Below are 15,398 nucleotides of genomic sequence, written 5' to 3'. Positions count from 1 at the left end.
AGGAAGAGTTTCTGACGCGCTTCAAGTGGCCAAGGAGGCCCACGCAATGCAGTCCATACCCGTGGACACGGCGCGGCTCGGCGTACTGCGGTGCGCCATCACGCCCGAAGCGAAGATCAGCAACTCCGAGACCGGAGAGGTCAAGAAGGACCGCGACGGCAACACCGTCTACACCGTGGCCGTCATCGTCCGCCAGGACGGGCGCCGCATCTCGGTGATCGAGATCGCCGTCTCCGGCGAGCCCAAGGGCCTGGAGGAAGGGCAGATCGTCAAGCTCACCGGACTGACGGCGTTCGCCTGGGCGATGGGCGACCGCCACGGCGTCAGCTTCCGCGCGGAGGCGATCACGCCCATGCCCGGCACCACCGCACCCCAGATGCCCCGGACCGAGAAGACGGGCGGTGGTGCCTGATGGATGCCGTCCTGCTCGCCCTCGCGTTAGCCGTGCTGGCCTGGCTGCTGGTCATCGGCGACCATGTGCGGCGGCTGCGCCCGCACTGGCACTGGTATCTCACCGGCTACCCCGTCGCGGCGTGCCGGGTGCTGTGCACCTGGCGCCGGGTCGCCATCCTCAACGACCTGGCCGTCTCCAAGCACCCGGCCCGCGGGCTGCTCGGGGACCTGGTGGTCAAGGGTGATCCGCTGCGGCCGGTGGCCCCGCGCATCTCCTTGCCCCGCGCCCATCGCATGGGCCTGCGGGTGGCGGTGCGGCTGCACGCGGGGCAGACCCCGGCGCCGTATCTGAAGGCGGCGGACGCCTTCGCCCATGCCTGGAAGATGCACGCGGTCCGCGTCACCTCCCCGGAGCGCGGTCTGGTGGTCCTGGCGGCGACGGCCAGCGACCCTCTGGAACACCCCGGTCTGGCCTCTGCCCCGGCTTCGCATCTCGCGGCTGTCGTGGGTGTGCTGGAGAGCGGCGGGGCGTGGGTGATGGACCTGCGGCTGGTCCCGCACTGGCTGATCGCCGGGGCCACCCGCTCGGGCAAGTCGACACTCCTTGCCCGGCTGATCACCGAACTTGCCCCGCAGGACGTCGCGCTGGTCGGGATCGACTGCAAGGGCGGCATGGAACTGGGCCTGTTCGCCCGCCGCCTGTCGGCGCTGACGACGTGCAGGCGCGAGGCCGTGGCCGTCCTCGGCGCCCTCGCCATCGAAATGCGCGACCGCATGGACGAGTGCCGCGCCGCGGGCGTCCGCTCGATCTGGGAACTGCCCGACAAACTCCGGCCGGTCCCCGTCGTCGTGATCGTCGACGAGCTGGCGGAGCTCTACCTCTCCGACGGCACCCGCGAAAGCCGGGCGGAGACCGAGCAATGCTCGACCCTGCTGCTGCGCCTGGCCCAACTGGGGGCCGCGCTCGGGATGCACCTGGTCGTTGCCGGGCAGCGCGTCGGCTCCGACCTCGGCTCCGGCGTGACCGCCCTGCGCGCCCAGCTCGGCGGCCGCATCTGTCACCGCGTCCACGACCCCGGCACCGCCGAAATGGCCCTGGGCGACCTGAACAAGGACGCCGTGACCGTTGCACAGTCGATCACCCCGGAAGAGAAGGGCGTGGCCGTGTGCACCGGCCCTGACGGCGGCTGGAGCCGCGCCCGCTCCCACCTGACCACCACCGAGGAAGCCCGCAGCATCGCTGACAGACACGCCGGACTGACCCCGTTCCTCCCGGCGCTGGATCACGCTCTGGCCGCAGTCCAGGGAGGCACCTCGTGATCACCGAAGGCACTGCCCTCTCCCTCTCGCTGATCTTCGGCGTCATCACCGTCTTCCTCGTCCGCTCCCGGGACATGCGTGTCCACCACGCCATCTGCGCCGTCCTGCTCGGGGTCTACCTCGGCCAGACCCCCGTGGCCCTGAGCGTCCACGAACTCATCACCTGGCTCACCAACGGCTTCTCCCAGCACTGATCCGGAAGGACTCGTCATGCCCATGAGCCGCGTGAAGTGCCCCCACTGCAAGGGCGAAGGCACCCGCCCCACCTGGACCGGCCACCGCCACCGCTGCCGCTACTGCCGGGGCGCAGGCGTCATCCGCTGACCTAACCGACCACCACAACCAAGGAGCGAAGCCCATGGACCACACCGCGCCACCCACCCCCATCCGTGCCGCTGCGGCGGCCCACCCCGGAAGGTCACCACCATCACCCCCGAGTCCACCTCGGCTGGCAGGCGCGCCGTCCTCGACCGCGCGGCGCGCCTGCGCCAACTCCCCGAAGCAGACCGCGACGCCATCCGCATCGCCCAAGACCCGCAGTTCGCCCGCTGGCTGGACCAGATCACCGCCACCGGCGGCTGCACCCACCCCATCCACCTGTCCGGCACGACCACCACGTACGAGGCCACGACCGGCCAGGTGCTCCGCCACTACGACACCCGCGACGAACCCGGCGAACGCCTCCTGGTCCGCTGCCGCAACCGACGCGCCACCGTCTGCGCCCCCTGCTCCCGCCTCCACGCAGGCGACACCTACCACCTCGTCCGCGCAGGCATCCTCGGCGGCAAGAACATCCCCACCACCGTCCGCGACCGGCCCCGGCTCTTCGCCACCCTCACCGCACCGTCCTTCGGGCCGGTCCACCGGGCTGCGGAACGCTGTCGCCCCCGACGCGACGGCGGCTTATGCGCACACGGTCGCCCCCTCGGCTGCGGCGCCGCCCACGCTCCGGAATCTCCCCTAGTCGGCCAGCCGCTGTGCGCCGACTGCTACGACTACACCGCCCACGCCCTCTGGCACGCCCACGCAGGCCTGCTCTGGGACCGCTTCGTCATCGACGTACGCCGCCGCCTCGCCTCGGCCGTCGGCCTCGTACAGTCGCGCTTCTCTCAGCATGCGCGCCTGTCGTTCGCCCGCGTCGCCGAGTACCAGCGTCGCGCCGCCATCCACCTCCACGCCGTCATCCGCCTCGACGGCCCCGCCGGACCCCGCGACGAACCCCCGCCCTGGGCCACCACAGATCTCCTCGCCGACACCGTGCACGCCGCCGCGAGCCGCGTCGTCGTCCACACCCCCTACAGCCCCGCCGTCGGCGAACTCGCCCTGCGCTGGGGCACCCAACTCGACACCCGCCCCCTCCACTCCGACGGCCACGGCCACGGCCCCGACGACGACGCGGTGGCCGCCTACATCGCCAAGTACGTCTCCAAGGGCGCCAGCGAGACCGGAGCCGGCACCGACCACAGGCTCACCACCTGGGACGACATCACCCACGCCCCGGCCACCGCCCACGTCCGCACCCTCATGCGCACCTGCTGGCGCCTCGGCGGACTGCCCGAGTACAAGCCGCTACGGCTGCGCGCCTGGACCCACACCCTCGGCTACCGCGGCCACACCCTCACCAAATCCCGCGCCTACTCCACCACCTACGCAGCCCTACGCGCCGAGCGCGCGCAACACCAGGGCGCCACCCTCGACGAGCCACCCGGCACCACCACCGACGCGCACTGGCGCTACCTCGACTCCGGCCACACCCCCGGCGCCGCCCTCATCGCCGCCGGAATCGCTGAGGATCTGGCTCTGGCGCGGGCGGATCGTGTGGAACAGCGAGGCGCCTATGAAAGGTGACCCCTCGCAACCTCTGCCGGACTGGATCGCCGAAGTCCTCGACCGCTGGGTCCCGCCCGAGGACTACGACGTCCGCCTGTCGGCCCTTGTCGACGGATACCGAACCGACCACGTCGAGACCGTCAGTCCGCAGAGCCCGGCTCCGCTGCGCCGACCGGCGTGATCTCGATTGAGCTGATCTCGGGTGGCTTCCGTCGGCCACGCCCGACCGTGAAGACCTCGACTTTGTCGATCACACTGGCGACTATTGCCCGGCGTCGCTCGATGTTCTCGATGCTGTCGTCCCGCCAAACGGCCCAGACATCGATCTCGGCGCGGGACTGCCGTACGACCGTCGCGGCCTCGCGCGTGCGCAGCGTCTGGAGTTCGTCGCGGAGGTGGGCCAGAGAGTCGAAGTAGTCCTCGTCTTCCATCTGGCCTGCCTTCCACCGGCTGCGCATCGCTCGGATGCGGTCTTCCAACAGGCTGATCTCGCCGCTGAGATCTTCGGTCGGCGCTGGCGGCTGCTGTGGCTTCCGCTTCGCCAATGCGGCCTCCACGACTTCGTTCAGGCGCTCCTCGATCCACTCGTACTTGCGGCTCACCTTTCCGCAGCCAAGCCCCTGCCCGTCGCCCCTCCGCTGGCCCGAGTGGCAGAACGCCCGGCGGAACGTACGGCCTTGGATGGTCGCCCACTGGACGCGCAGTTTCGACTGGCAGTACGCGCACCGAAGGAAGCCGGAGTACACGTGTTTGCGCTTGCCCTGGCCCTGTGCGGCCGGTGTGGCGCGGCCGTCCAGAACAGCCTGGATGTTCTCCCACTGCTCGCGGGTGAGCGGAGCGCCGTAGACACTGTCACCTATGTCGCGGCCCTTGTAGGTGATGATCCCGCCGGTCCGCTCGGCGCGGAATACCCGCTTCACGGCGTTCAGCGTCCACGCGCCGCCCTGCGGTGTCCTCGACCCCTCCGCGTTCCAGAGGCGCGCCACGTCACCGGGCGTCTTGGGGGACCTGCTCATGAGCATCTCGTATCCGGCGACGATGAGCCGCTTCTCCTCCTCGTCGATCTCCTGGAAGTGCGTGTCGGCCTTGAAGCCGAACTGGCGCTTCCCGCCTGCGTGTGGCTTGCCCTGCTCCCGGCGTTGGAGAAGCGAGTTGTTCACGCGCTCCGACATGCGCTCGGTCTCCTGCTGGGCCACCGCGCCCTTGATGGTCAGGATCATCCGGCCGTTCGCGGTCTGCGTGTCCTCGCCCTCCGTTGTGGCGAACGCGAACCCTTGCTCCTTCTGCTCCTCCAGGAAGCTGGTCAACTCGCTGATCCGGCGCGTGAGACGGTCGATCGAGTACACGACGATGCCGTCGATGATTCCTTCACGGGCGTCCCGCATCATGTCTGCGTACTGAGGACGACGCTTCTTGCTCGTGGTCGACGCCGAGATGTCGTTCTCCGGGTAGACCTTGAAGACACCCCATCCCATGCGTTCGCACAGCTCGCGGCACGCCTTCTCCTGGCGCTGGATGCCGAGTTCCTGACCTTTGCGGTCCTTGCTGATCCGGACGTAGATCCCCACGCGCTTCGGCTTGGCCATGTCCCACCTCTGGTAGCGGACGACGTACCTGCGCACTGATGAACGTACATACACAACGTACGGTTACGAACGTCGCGGGCCAGGCCCTGGTCCCCGTCGTGGTCGCGGCCCGCGAGAACATCCTCGACCGCGAGGCGTACGAGCACGCGTCGGCCTCGCCGCTCGACGACCCGCTGGACGACGGGCCGCTGCCCGCCGCCGCGTAGGCGGGCGTCCGCCCCGTACGGCCGTGCCCCGCACCCGGAACTCCGGTGCGGGGCACGGCCGTACGCAGGAGTGCCGGGGGCGGGTCGTACGCTGATCCGTGGACGGTCGGCGGGGAAGGGCGGGTGCCGTGAGGGGCGGGGGCGAGGCCGGGGAGCGGCGGCGCAAGCGGATGCCGCGGGCCGTGCGGGAGCGGCAGATGCTCGACGCGGCGGTGGCCACCTTCGGGCAGCGGGGGTACCGGGCCGCGTCCATGGACGAGATAGCGGAGTCGGCGGGGGTCTCCAAGCCTCTGGTGTATCTGTATCTGAACTCCAAGGAAGACCTGTTCACCGCCTGCATCCGGCGGGAGGCCGCCGCGCTCGTCCGGGCCGTGCGCTCGGCCGTGAGCCCCGAGGCGCCCGCGGACCAGCAGCTCTGGGACGGCCTGCGGGCGTTCTTCGAGCACACCGCGCGCCACCCGGACGCCTGGGCGGTGCTGCACAGCCAGGCGCGCACGGTCGGTGAGCCGTTCGCCGCCGAGGTGAACGCGCTGCGCGCGGAGATCGTCTCCTTCGTGACCGCGCTCATCGGCGCGGCGGCGCGGGCCGCGCACCGGGATCCGTCGCTGCCCGACCGCGAGGTCGCGGGGCTCGCGTACGCCCTGGTCGGGGCCGCGGAGTCGCTCGCCGGGTGGGCCAACGCGGAGCCGTCCGTCGCCGCCAAGGAGGCCGCGGCCACGCTCATGGACTTCGCCTGGGCGGGGCTCGGGGGCCTGATGGAGGGGCGTTCCTGGTCACCGCCCCGCTAGCGGCTCCACCCGGCCGCGCAGGTGCGGGCGCCCCGCGCTGTCGCGCAGCTCGAAGTCCTGCCCCCGGCGGCCGTACGTGACGGTCGCGGGCAGCAGTACGGGGGCCCGGAACTCGGCGGTCACGCGGACCGGCCCGGTGTCGTCGAGCCCGTACTCCGCCAGGCAGCGGGCGAACGTCCACATGCCGTGGGCGATCGCACGCGGGAAGCCGAAGGGGCGGGCCGTGAGCGGGTGCAGGTGGATGGGGTTGCGGTCGCCGGAGACGGCGCCGTAGCGGCGGCCCAGACCGGCCGCGAGCCGCCACCGCGGGCCGGCGGGCAGCGGGGGCTCCTCGCCGGGGCTCCGCACGGGCGCCGCCGTGGTGGTGCGGTGGCGGGCGAGGTAGGTGCTGCGGGACTCCCAGACGGCCGTCCCGTCGACGGCCGCCTCCACGGCGAGGGTGGCCTCCGTGCCGCGGCGGTGCGGCGTCAGCTTCTCCACGTACGCCGTGAAGTCGAGGTCGTCCGTGAGCCGGAGGACTCCGCGCTGTACGACCTCGACGGAGGTGTGCACCAGGCCGAGCAGGGGCAGCGGGAAGGCCCGGGCGGCCAGGAGGCGGGTGGTGAGGGGGAACGCGAGGACGTGGGGGTAGGGCAGGGGGACGGTGTCCCCGGCGGGGGCGAACCCGCAGACCCGGCGGTACGCGTCCACGCGGGCGGGCGAGATCCGGGCGCGGCCCCGCAGGCCCGGCGGGCCGGGATGCCCGGTGCCCGGGCGCTTGAAGGGGGAGAGGAGGGCGCCCTTGAGGAGGGTGAGGGGGAGTGGGGCCGGGGGCATGGGGGGCCTTTCGCGGGGGCGGGCTCGACGGTTGCTCGGCACCTTGGGGCGGTGCGGGGCGATGGCCCACAGCCGCGCAGCCGCCGGGGGGGCCTCGTGCGGCCGAGGCGGCGCGGGGAGGGCGCGGCTGGGGCGCGGCGGTGGCGTCACGCGCCCAGGAGGCTCTGGCCGCAGACGCGTATGACCTGGCCGTTGACTCCGCCCTGGGCCAGCCACGCCACTGTTTCGGCGACGTCGACGGGCTGCCCTGCCTGCGCGAGGGAGTTCATGCGGCGTCCGGCCTCGCGGATGAGGAGGGGCACGGCCGCGGTCATGCGGGTCTCGATGAAGCCGGGGGCCACCGCGTTGACGGCGATGCCGTGTTCGGCGAGGGCCCGGGGCGCGAGGGACCGGACCAGGCCGGTGACGCCCGCCTTGCTGGCGGCGTAGTTGGTCTGCCCGGCGTTGCCCGCGAGCCCCGCGATGGACGCGGTGGCGACGACGCTGCCGCCGCGCCGCAGCGTGCCGGACTTCAGGAGGAAGTCCGTGGTGCGCAGGACGCTGCCCAGATTGACGTCGAGGACCGAACTCCAGCGGTCGGCGGCCATGTTGGCGAGGCGCCGGTCCCGGGTGATGCCCGCGTTGTGGACGAGGACGTCGAGGCCGTCGGGCAGGGCGGCGGCGATCCGCTCGCCCGCGTCGTCGGCGGTGATGTCGAGGGTCAGCGGGGTGCCGCCGACGCGCTCGGCGACGCGTACGAGACCGGTGCGCGCGGCGGGCACGTCGAGGGCGACGACGTGGGCGCCGTCGCGGGCCAGGACCTGGGCGACCGCCTCGCCTATGCCGCGGGCCGCGCCGGTGACGAGTGCGGTGCGGCCCGCCAACGGACGCGCGGGATCGAGGAGTTCGGGCGCGCCCTCGTCGTGGGCGCTCCGGTCGACCTCGATGGTCTGGCCGTTGACGTACGCGGACTTGGGGGAGAGCAGGAAGCGCAGGGTGGGCTCGGTGGCGGGCGCGGAGGTGGTGCGGACGAGCGTCGCGGTGCCGCCCCGGCCGAGCTCCTTCGCGAGGGAGCGGACGAACCCGTCGAGGGCCTGCTGCGCGGCGGCCTGGTGGTGGTCGGCGGGGGAGGGCGGCGCGCCGAGGACGACGACGCGGCCGCAGTCCGCGAGCGACCGCACCACGGGGTGCAGCGTGGCGTGCACGTCCACGAGGGCGGTGACGGTGGCGACTCCGGTCGCGTCCAGGACGACGGCGGCGGGGCGCCGGGTGCCCAACGGCCCGGTGTGCGGCGGCAGTCCGGTGCGGGTGAGCGCCTCGTGCAGGCCGGGCAGCGGTACGTCACCCGCCGTGAGGTGCAGCAACGGGCCTTGGAGCGTGGGGTGTTCGGGCGACCAGCGGCGCAGCGGCACGGGCCGGGGCAGGCCGAGCCTGCGGGTGAGGAAGCGGCCGGGGGCGGTGCGGGTGAACGTCAGATAGCGGTCGGCCATGGCCCAGCTCCCAGCTCGGTCGGTCTCGGCGGGGCGAGCAGGTGTCCGCCCGCTTCCCGAGGGGCGCTTCCCGAGGGGCGCTTCTCAAGGGGCGTGCGGCTGCTGCAATTTACCCTTCGGTAAGGTTACTCAAGGGTCAGGAGCTGGTCGAGGGATACCGCCGAATCCCGGCGGGGGCGGTGGCGAGGGCCGGGCCGAATCCTGGCGGCAGCCGCGGCCGGGGCCGGGCCGCATCCCGGCCGGGATCGCAGCCAGGGCGGGGATGGCCGCCCTCCTGCATCCACCCTGAGCAGGGGCGATCACGGGGCGTAGCCGTGCTGGAGGGGCGGGGTGCGGCCGGGGCGCCTAGCCTTGCGGAAGGGGACCGCACCTCTTGGAGGCCGCCGTGCGCATACCGGCGCTCACGGGCGTCACCGCCCTCGCCCTGGCCCTCACGGCCCTGCCCGCCACCACGACCGGGGCCGCGCCCCCACGGCCGGACCTCAAGCGCTTCTACGCCCAGAAGGTCAAGTGGGCCGCCTGCACGCCGGAGAAGCAGAACCTCCCGGAGACGGTCACAGAGAACGGGGACGTCCGCTGCGGCACGCTCACCGTGCCGCTCGACTACGCGCGGCCGGGCTCCGGCACCGTCGACCTGGCCATGCTGAAGGTGAAGGCGAGCGGCAAGAAGCGCGGCTCGCTCCTGGTGAACTTCGGCGGCCCCGGCGGCCCCGGAGTGGCCGGGCTCGGGGCCGATCTGAAGGGCTTCGGGGACCTCGGCAAGCGCTATGACGTGGTGGGCTTCGACCCGCGCGGGGTGGGTCTGAGCGAGCCCGTGAGCTGCGGTGACGAACCGGAGCCCGAGGGGCTCGACAACCCCGACGACGCGGCGGCCGTCCTGGAGCAGCTGCGCAGGACCGCCGAGCGCTGCGCCAAGGAGTCGGGCCCCGTCCTCGAACACATCGGCACCGTGAACGTCTCGCGCGACATGGACGTCATGCGCGCGGCCCTCGGCGACAAGAAGCTCAACTACCTGGGCTTCTCGTACGGGACGCGGCTCGGCGCGGTGTACGCGGCGCAGTTCCCGAAGAAGGTCGGGCGCATGGTGCTCGACGGCGTGGACACGCTGACGGAGCCCGTCGACGAGCAGGGGCTCGTGTCCGCCGAGGGACAGCAGACCGCGCTCGACAACTTCCTGCTGTGGTGCACGAAGAACGCCGGGTGCGTGTTCGGCAACGACTCGCGCCGGGCCCGGGAGACCATGGTGAAGGTCATCGAGGACCTCGACGCCATGCCGCTGCGCTCCACGGACGGCGAGAAGTTCACCGGGCAGGACGTGGTGAGCGTGATCGGCTCCGCCCTGTACAGCCGACAGGCCTGGCCCGCCCTGTCGCAGGCGCTCGGCGCGCTGCTCGCCGACGGCGACCCGCGGGCGCTGCTGCGCGTCGGCGGCGCCGGGGGCATGGGGCGCCAGGACGTGCCGCAGGACAACGAGAGCGCCGCGCTCGCCGCGGTGAACTGCGCCGACGACCCCGACCGGCCGGACGCGCACCAGGTGGAGAAGGAGATCGGGCGGCTCCAGCGGGAGTTCAAGGAGGCCTCGCCGGTCTTCGGCGAGCACAACCTGGCGCTCGTCCTGATGTGCTTCGGCTGGCCCGCGGGCACCTCGTACATCCGTAAGGACGTACGGGACGTCGACACGCCGAAGCTGCTGCTCGTCGGGACGCGGGGCGACCCGGCGACGCCGTACCGCTGGACGGTGGAGACCGCGGAGCGGCTCGGCTCCGCCGCGGTCGTGCTCGACAACAAGGGCGACGGGCACACCGGGTACTTCGGCTCCAAGTGCGTGAAGGCGAAGGTGGACGGGTTCCTGCTGTACAAGGAGCTGCCGAAGAACGGGAGTTCGTGCTCGGTGGAGTGGCGGGAGTGACCTCCAGCCGTGGCCTCCCGCCGTGCCCCCGCCGTGACCTCCCGCCGGAGTGACCTCCCGCCGGAGTGACCTCCCGCGGGCCCGGCCCTAGCGCGTCCTCGGCGGGGCCGTCGTGCGGGCCGCGGAGTCCAGGCGAAGGAGCGCCGCCTCGTCGGGCGTGCCCGGCTCGGCCTGGTAGGTGACCAGGCGCTGGCCGCCGGTGCGGGCCAGGGACATGACCTCGTACGTGAGGGTCATCGGGCCGGCCTTGGGGTGCGCGAAGGACTTGACGCCGCCGCCGCGCTCGCAGACCTCGTAGCGGTCCCAGAGGCGGGCGAAGTCGGGGGACTTGAGCATCAGCTCGCCCACGAGGGCGGTCAGGCGCGGCGAGTCCGGGTCGCGGCCGCCGACCGCGCGCAGATGCGCGATGGACAGGGCGACCGTCTCCTCCCACGGTACGTAGAGGGTGCGGCCCACGGGGTGCAGGAAGAGGTAGCGCACGAGGTTGCGCTCCTGCGCGGGCCAGTCCCACAGGCCCGGCAGGAGGCGGCGGCCCGGCGCGTTCGCGGCGAGCATGTCGCTGTGCGGGCTCACCACGTACGCGGGCAGCGGGCGCAGCGCCTCCAGCATCCGGTGCACGGATTCGCGGACGGTGAACTCGTCGGTGGGACGCGGTTCGGAGAGGCGGCCCGAGGCCAGCTCCGCCAGCTCGTGCAGCCGCTCGTGGGCGTCGCCGCGCAGGCGCAGGGCGCGTGCCAGGGCGTCGACCACGGCCGGTGACGGGTTGGACTCGCGGCCGCGCTCCAGGCGCGTGTAGTAGTCGACGCTCACCCCGGCGAGGGTCGCCAGCTCCTCGCGGCGCAGACCCGGCGTCCGCCGGATGCCCGTCCCCGCGGGGAGCCCCGCGTCCTCGGGGCGGACCTGGGCGCGGCGCGCCCGCAGATAGCGGCCGAGCTCGGTCCCGCCGTTGCTGTTCATACGTTCATTGTCCCCGGCCCCGGGGCGCGGCGGGAGGCCGGTGGGGGGCCGTGTCAGGGCCAGGAACACGGCGGTCTGCCGGGGGCGGCGGCCGGGGCGGAGGCTGTTCCTGCCACCGCCGCTCCGCGCCGGGCCTTCACCGCTCCGCGCCGGCCCCGAGAGAGGACCCTCCCCATGGCCGCCACCGCAACGCTCCACGCACCGCTCGCCCCCACGGCCTCACCAGCGCCACCAGCCCCATCAGCCCCCCGAGCCGCCATCGCCCTCCTCGCCTCCCTCCTCGGCTTCACCGTCATCACCGTCGACGTCTCCGCCGTCAACATCGCCCTGCCGGACATCGGCTCCTCCCTGCACGGCGGCATGACGGGCCTGCAGTGGGTCGTGGACGCGTACACGCTGATGTTCGCGGCGCTGATGATCTCCGCGGGGGCGCTCGCCGACCGGGCCGGGGCGCGGCGCGCCTACGCCTGGGGCGCCGCCCTGTTCACGCTCGCCTCGCTGGCCTGCGCCCTCGCGCCCGGCATCGGCGCGCTGATCGCCGCCCGGGTCGCGCAGGGGGCCGCGGCCGCCGTCGTGATGCCCGCCTCGCTCGCGTTGATCCGGCAGGCGTACGACGACCCGAAGCGCCGCGCCCGCGCCATCGCGCTGTGGACGGTGGGCGGCTCCGCCGCGATGGCCGCGGGCCCGGTGCTCGGCGGCGTCCTGACCCAGACGGTCGGCTGGCGTGCCGTCTTCCTGCTCAACCTGCCGCTGGGCGCCCTGATCCTGGCGCTGCTCGCCCGCACCGCGCCGTCGCCGCGCCGCCCGGCGCCGCTGGACGTGCCCGGCCAGCTCACGGCCGTGCTCGGCCTCGGCGCGCTCGCGTACGCCGTCATCGAGGGCGGGCACGCGGGGCCGACCAGCCCCTCGGTGCTGCTCGCTGCGGGGCTCGCGGTGGCCGCGGCCTTCGCCTTCCGCGCCGCCGAACGGCGCCACCCGGCGCCCATGGTGCCGCTGTCCCTGCTGCGCAAGGGCGAGGTCAGCGCGTCGCTGGCGGTCGGCTTCGCGGTCAACGCGGGCTTCTACGGGGTGGTGTTCCTGCTCGGCCTGTACCTCCAGCAGCTGCGGGGCATGTCGGCGGTGGCGGCGGGCCTGACGTTCGTGCCGCTCGCGGTGCTCATCACCTCGACGAACCTCGTCTCGCCCCGGGTCGCGGAGCGGGTGGGCCGCCGCCCGGTGATCGTGACCGGACAACTGATCCTGGCCGCGGCCATGTTCGCGCTGCTTCCGCTCGCGGCGGACACCCCGATGTGGCTGGTCCTCGTCCTGCTCGTACCGACCGGCATCGGCGGCGCGCTCGCCGTGCCCGCGCTGACGGCCCTGCTGATGGACACGGTCCCCGGCCACCGCGCGGGCACGGCCTCCGGCCTGCTCAACTCGCTGCGGCAGACGGGCGGCGCGCTCTCGGTGGCGCTGTTCGGGGCGCTCATCGGCAGCGGCGGCGGCTTCTCGCTGAGCGGCATGCGGCAGGGGCTCGTGGTGGTGGGCCTGGTGCTGCTGGGCACGGCGGCGCTCTCGGTGTGGCGGCTGCCGAGGGGCGGCGCGCGCTGAGGCCCCGCCGCCCGCGCGCCGTCGCGAGGGTGCCGCGCGGGCGGGGTCCGGGCCCGCGCGGCCCGTGTGCCGGAGGGGCGGGGCTAGCAGTTGCCGGGGGCGGGCCTGCCGGCGAAGCGGTCGGCCAGCCACTGGGCCGCCAGGGGGGACTGGGTGATGACGCCGCTGACGTGTTCGCCGAGCGGGATCGTGTGCCACTCGACCCGCGCGCCCTGCGCGCACCAGTCCTCGCGGACCTGCTTGCCGACCCCGTACGGGATCAGTTCGTCGGCGAGCGCGTGGTAGAGGTACACCGGCGCGTCGGGAGCGCGCGTGCCGACCTGGGACTCGCGCAGGCGCTGGCGCCAGTCGGGCTGCTCCAGGGGGTTCTCGGTGGTCACGTCGCTGATCTTCTTGAAGGCGCCGAGGACCGAGCCGTCCGCCACGCAGCTGGTGCGCAGCGCGCCGATGAGGGACGTGCCGAGCGGGTTGAGGTACGACTCCAGGTCCAGCTCGGGGAACGCCGCGTTCTGGCCGATCGCCGCCATGAAGATCAGGCCCGCGCCGTACGAGCCGTCGTTGAAGGCGGCCACCTTCCGCAGGTCGCCGGGCACGCCGCCGGTCGCCGTGCCCTTCACCTTCAGCTCGGGGGCGTAACTGCCGTGCAGCTCCGCCGCCCAGGAAGTGGCCTGGCCGCCCTGGGAGTAGCCCATGATGCCGACCGGGGAATCCGCCGACACGCCCGCGAGGCCCGCCTCGGGCAGCCGGATCGCGGCCCGGGCCGCGTCGAGCACGGCGTGGCCCGCGGAGCGGCCGACCGTGTACGTGTGGTCGCCGGGCGTGCCGAGGCCCTCGTAGTCGGTGACGACGACGGCCCAGCCGCGCAGGGTGAGCTGCTGGATGAGGTTGGCTTCGAGGGCGGTGCCGCGCGGGAAGCCCGCGCTCGGCGCGCACTGGTCGCCGACGCCGACCGTGCCGACGGCGTACGTGATCAGCGGGCGGGGCCCCGGGCGCCCGTCCTGCGGGACGATGACCGTGCCGGAGACCGTGTTCGGCTCGCCCTTCGCCGTCGTCGAGCGGTAGTGGATCTTCCAGGCCCTGGTGTTCGTGGGCTGGCCGGGCAGCGGGTGGAAGGCGCTGGGCTCGGTCTTGACGATGTCGCCGGGGGCGGCCGCGCCCCCGGGGGCGCCGGTGTCGTCCGCGTGGGCGGGGGTGGTGGCGAGCGTCGCGGCGGCCAGGCCCGCCGCCGCCGTCACCGCCAGCCATCTCAAGGACATACGTGGGTGCATGCGGCTCTCCCGACTGTGCGTGGGGGCTGGGTCGTGCCGAGTGGTGCGGGGGCTTCGTCGTTCGGGTGGTCCGATGCCGACGACCGTAGTGACTTGTGAGTAAGTACGGGGCTGACGCGAACGCTCAGCTTCGTTGACCGCCGGGACCATCGCCGTACGCCGGGCCGCGTCCGTCGCGGTACGCGTACCGGTACGCGCCCGGCGTCGTCCCCGTCCACCGCCGGAACGCCCGGTGGAACGCCGTGTCCTCGGAGAAGCCGAGCCGCGCCGCGAGGTCCGCGATCGGCTCCCGGCCCTCCGCGAGCCCGGCGATCGCCGCGTCCCGCCGCACCGCGTCCTTCAGCTCCTGGTACGACGTGGACTCCTGCGCGAGGCGGCGGCGCAGCGTCGACGGGCTGAGCGCGAGGCGCGCCGCGATCTCGCCGAGCGAGGGCAGGCGCGGCGAGGCGCGCAGCGCGGTGGCGAGGGTCCTGCGCACCTGCTCGGCGACCGTGGTGCCGTAGTCGCGCCGCGAGAGCAGGTCGAAGGGGGCGCGGCGCAGCATCGCCGCGAGGGCGTCCTCGTCGCGCACGAGCGGCGCGTTCAGCCAGTGCGGGGCGAGTCCGGCGCCGGTGCGCTCGGCGCCGAAGCGCACGGGGCAGCCGAAGAGCAGCTCGTACTCGTCCTTGTGCGGGGGCGGCGGATGCCCGAAGTCGGCCCAGCGCAGCGGGATGCGGCGGCCGATCAGCCAGCTGCACAGCCGGTGCCAGATGATGACGAGGCACTCGGCGAGGAAGAAGTCCTGCTCCAGGTCGTTGCGCACGGTGAAGACGGCGGCGTCCGGGGTGCGGGTGAGGACGAGGTCGGGGCCGCCGGGGAAGAGCCCGTAGAAGGTGACCCCGCGCTCCATGGCCGCGCCCAGGTCGCGGCAGCCGAGCGCGGCGTAGCACATCATCGCGAAGGTGCCGGGCCTGCTGGGTGAGGAGCCGAGGCCGAGGAACTCGTCGTGCGTCGTGCGGTACAGCTCCCGGAAGAGCCGGGCGAACTGGGGCGCGGTGATCCGGGCCCGGTCGTCGCCGAGCAGCAGGGGCGGGATCTGGGCGGTCTGGAGCAGGGGCACGGTGTCGATGCCGCGCCGCTCCACGCCGCGCAGCACGGCCCGCACGTGGTGCACGGTGATCGTCCGCCTCGCCATGACCATGACGTTAGCCGCAGGGCACCTGCTCAAGAAGGGTGTGCCCGCCGGCGTGCGCGGGGTTGGCCGATTCACGGCGGGGGCGCGCGGTG

General features: G+C 73.5%; 14 protein-coding genes and 1 pseudogene. 9 read left to right on the top strand and 6 right to left on the bottom strand.

What is annotated here, in order from left to right; translation table 11 throughout:
• Positions 1–46: 46 nt before the first annotated feature.
• The 5 genes from AC5WAM_RS17710 (at position 47) to AC5WAM_RS17690 (ending at position 3,724) form a co-directional block, all read left to right on the top strand.
• Entirely contained in the window at positions 47–412 is a 366-nt protein-coding gene (locus AC5WAM_RS17710; protein ID WP_495523118.1) for an SCO3933 family regulatory protein, read from the top strand.
• A complete protein-coding gene (locus tag AC5WAM_RS17705) occupies positions 412–1,713 on the top strand; it encodes an FtsK/SpoIIIE domain-containing protein (protein ID WP_495523117.1) in 1,302 nt (433 codons plus the stop codon). Before AC5WAM_RS17710 ends, AC5WAM_RS17705 begins: the two co-directional genes overlap by 1 nt.
• A complete protein-coding gene (locus AC5WAM_RS17700; RefSeq protein WP_495519805.1) occupies positions 1,710–1,907 on the top strand; it encodes a hypothetical protein in 198 nt (65 codons plus the stop codon). The genes AC5WAM_RS17705 and AC5WAM_RS17700 overlap by 4 nt, the downstream gene beginning before the upstream one ends.
• 289 nt (positions 1,908–2,196) lie before the next feature.
• A complete protein-coding gene (locus tag AC5WAM_RS17695) occupies positions 2,197–3,561 on the top strand; it encodes a replication initiator (RefSeq protein WP_495523602.1) in 1,365 nt (454 codons plus the stop codon).
• Entirely contained in the window at positions 3,551–3,724 is a 174-nt protein-coding gene (locus AC5WAM_RS17690; protein ID WP_495523116.1) for a hypothetical protein, read from the top strand. The genes AC5WAM_RS17695 and AC5WAM_RS17690 overlap by 11 nt, the downstream gene beginning before the upstream one ends.
• Here the strand turns inward: AC5WAM_RS17690 and AC5WAM_RS17685 are convergent.
• Complete coding sequence (locus tag AC5WAM_RS17685) at positions 3,684–5,129, bottom strand: recombinase family protein (protein ID WP_495523115.1); 1,446 nt, start codon at positions 5,127–5,129, stop codon at positions 3,684–3,686. The genes AC5WAM_RS17690 and AC5WAM_RS17685 overlap by 41 nt on opposite strands.
• 56 nt (positions 5,130–5,185) lie before the next feature.
• Here AC5WAM_RS17685 and AC5WAM_RS17680 point away from each other — a divergent pair.
• Together AC5WAM_RS17680 and AC5WAM_RS17675 are read left to right on the top strand one after the other, a co-directional pair.
• Positions 5,186–5,335: pseudogene (locus AC5WAM_RS17680) on the top strand (dicarboxylate/amino acid:cation symporter); the annotation flags it as partial.
• Positions 5,336–5,505: 170 nt separating this feature from the next.
• Positions 5,506–6,123 carry a TetR/AcrR family transcriptional regulator gene (locus tag AC5WAM_RS17675; RefSeq protein WP_495523601.1) on the top strand — a complete coding sequence of 206 codons (618 nt, stop codon included), beginning with the start codon at positions 5,506–5,508 and terminating at the stop codon, positions 6,121–6,123.
• Here the strand turns inward: AC5WAM_RS17675 and AC5WAM_RS17670 are convergent.
• Positions 6,109–6,939, bottom strand: a complete 831-nt coding sequence (locus tag AC5WAM_RS17670; RefSeq protein ID WP_495523114.1) for a MaoC family dehydratase — start codon at positions 6,937–6,939, stop codon at positions 6,109–6,111. The genes AC5WAM_RS17675 and AC5WAM_RS17670 overlap by 15 nt on opposite strands.
• A 146-nt stretch (positions 6,940–7,085) precedes the next feature.
• Entirely contained in the window at positions 7,086–8,408 is a 1,323-nt protein-coding gene (locus AC5WAM_RS17665; RefSeq protein ID WP_495523113.1) for a 3-oxoacyl-ACP reductase, read from the bottom strand.
• 385 nt (positions 8,409–8,793) lie between these two features.
• Here AC5WAM_RS17665 and AC5WAM_RS17660 point away from each other — a divergent pair, with 385 nt between their 5' ends.
• Positions 8,794–10,317: an alpha/beta hydrolase gene (locus AC5WAM_RS17660; RefSeq protein ID WP_366791015.1), complete on the top strand. Its 1,524-nt coding sequence runs from the start codon at positions 8,794–8,796 to the stop codon at positions 10,315–10,317.
• A gap of 87 nt (positions 10,318–10,404) precedes the next feature.
• Here AC5WAM_RS17660 and AC5WAM_RS17655 read toward each other — a convergent pair whose 3' ends face one another.
• Positions 10,405–11,274 carry a helix-turn-helix transcriptional regulator gene (locus AC5WAM_RS17655; protein WP_366791016.1) on the bottom strand — a complete coding sequence of 290 codons (870 nt, stop codon included), beginning with the start codon at positions 11,272–11,274 and terminating at the stop codon, positions 10,405–10,407.
• A gap of 174 nt (positions 11,275–11,448) precedes the next feature.
• Between AC5WAM_RS17655 and AC5WAM_RS17650 the strand changes: the two genes are divergently transcribed.
• Positions 11,449–12,864, top strand: coding sequence for an MFS transporter (locus tag AC5WAM_RS17650; protein ID WP_495523112.1), 1,416 nt, complete (start codon positions 11,449–11,451; stop codon positions 12,862–12,864).
• 83 nt (positions 12,865–12,947) lie between these two features.
• Here the strand turns inward: AC5WAM_RS17650 and AC5WAM_RS17645 are convergent, their stop codons facing one another.
• Together AC5WAM_RS17645 and AC5WAM_RS17640 are read right to left on the bottom strand one after the other, a co-directional pair.
• On the bottom strand, positions 12,948–14,120 hold the full coding sequence (locus AC5WAM_RS17645) for a lipase family protein (RefSeq protein WP_495523111.1): 1,173 nt from the start codon (positions 14,118–14,120) through the stop codon (positions 12,948–12,950).
• A 136-nt stretch (positions 14,121–14,256) separates the two neighbouring features.
• Positions 14,257–15,306: an AraC family transcriptional regulator gene (locus AC5WAM_RS17640; protein ID WP_366791019.1), complete on the bottom strand. Its 1,050-nt coding sequence runs from the start codon at positions 15,304–15,306 to the stop codon at positions 14,257–14,259.
• Positions 15,307–15,398: the final 92 nt, after the last annotated feature.

The sequence above is a fragment of the Streptomyces sp. JLYT201 genome (assembly GCF_059448825.1).
The sequence above is the reverse complement of the archived record's forward strand: the minus strand, read 5'-3'. Positions and strand labels throughout refer to the sequence as shown.

Coding starts and splice junctions, on each gene's coding strand:
- AC5WAM_RS17710 (WP_495523118.1), top strand. CDS start 47: ATGCAGTCCATACCCGTGGACACGGCGCGGCTCGGCGTACTGCGGTGC.
- AC5WAM_RS17705 (WP_495523117.1), top strand. CDS start 412: ATGGATGCCGTCCTGCTCGCCCTCGCGTTAGCCGTGCTGGCCTGGCTG.
- AC5WAM_RS17690 (WP_495523116.1), top strand. CDS start 3,551: ATGAAAGGTGACCCCTCGCAACCTCTGCCGGACTGGATCGCCGAAGTC.
- AC5WAM_RS17685 (WP_495523115.1), bottom strand. CDS start 5,129: ATGGCCAAGCCGAAGCGCGTGGGGATCTACGTCCGGATCAGCAAGGAC.
- AC5WAM_RS17675 (WP_495523601.1), top strand. CDS start 5,506: ATGCCGCGGGCCGTGCGGGAGCGGCAGATGCTCGACGCGGCGGTGGCC.
- AC5WAM_RS17670 (WP_495523114.1), bottom strand. CDS start 6,939: ATGCCCCCGGCCCCACTCCCCCTCACCCTCCTCAAGGGCGCCCTCCTC.
- AC5WAM_RS17665 (WP_495523113.1), bottom strand. CDS start 8,408: ATGGCCGACCGCTATCTGACGTTCACCCGCACCGCCCCCGGCCGCTTC.
- AC5WAM_RS17655 (WP_366791016.1), bottom strand. CDS start 11,274: ATGAACAGCAACGGCGGGACCGAGCTCGGCCGCTATCTGCGGGCGCGC.
- AC5WAM_RS17650 (WP_495523112.1), top strand. CDS start 11,449: ATGGCCGCCACCGCAACGCTCCACGCACCGCTCGCCCCCACGGCCTCA.
- AC5WAM_RS17645 (WP_495523111.1), bottom strand. CDS start 14,120: ATGTCCTTGAGATGGCTGGCGGTGACGGCGGCGGCGGGCCTGGCCGCC.
- AC5WAM_RS17640 (WP_366791019.1), bottom strand. CDS start 15,306: ATGGCGAGGCGGACGATCACCGTGCACCACGTGCGGGCCGTGCTGCGC.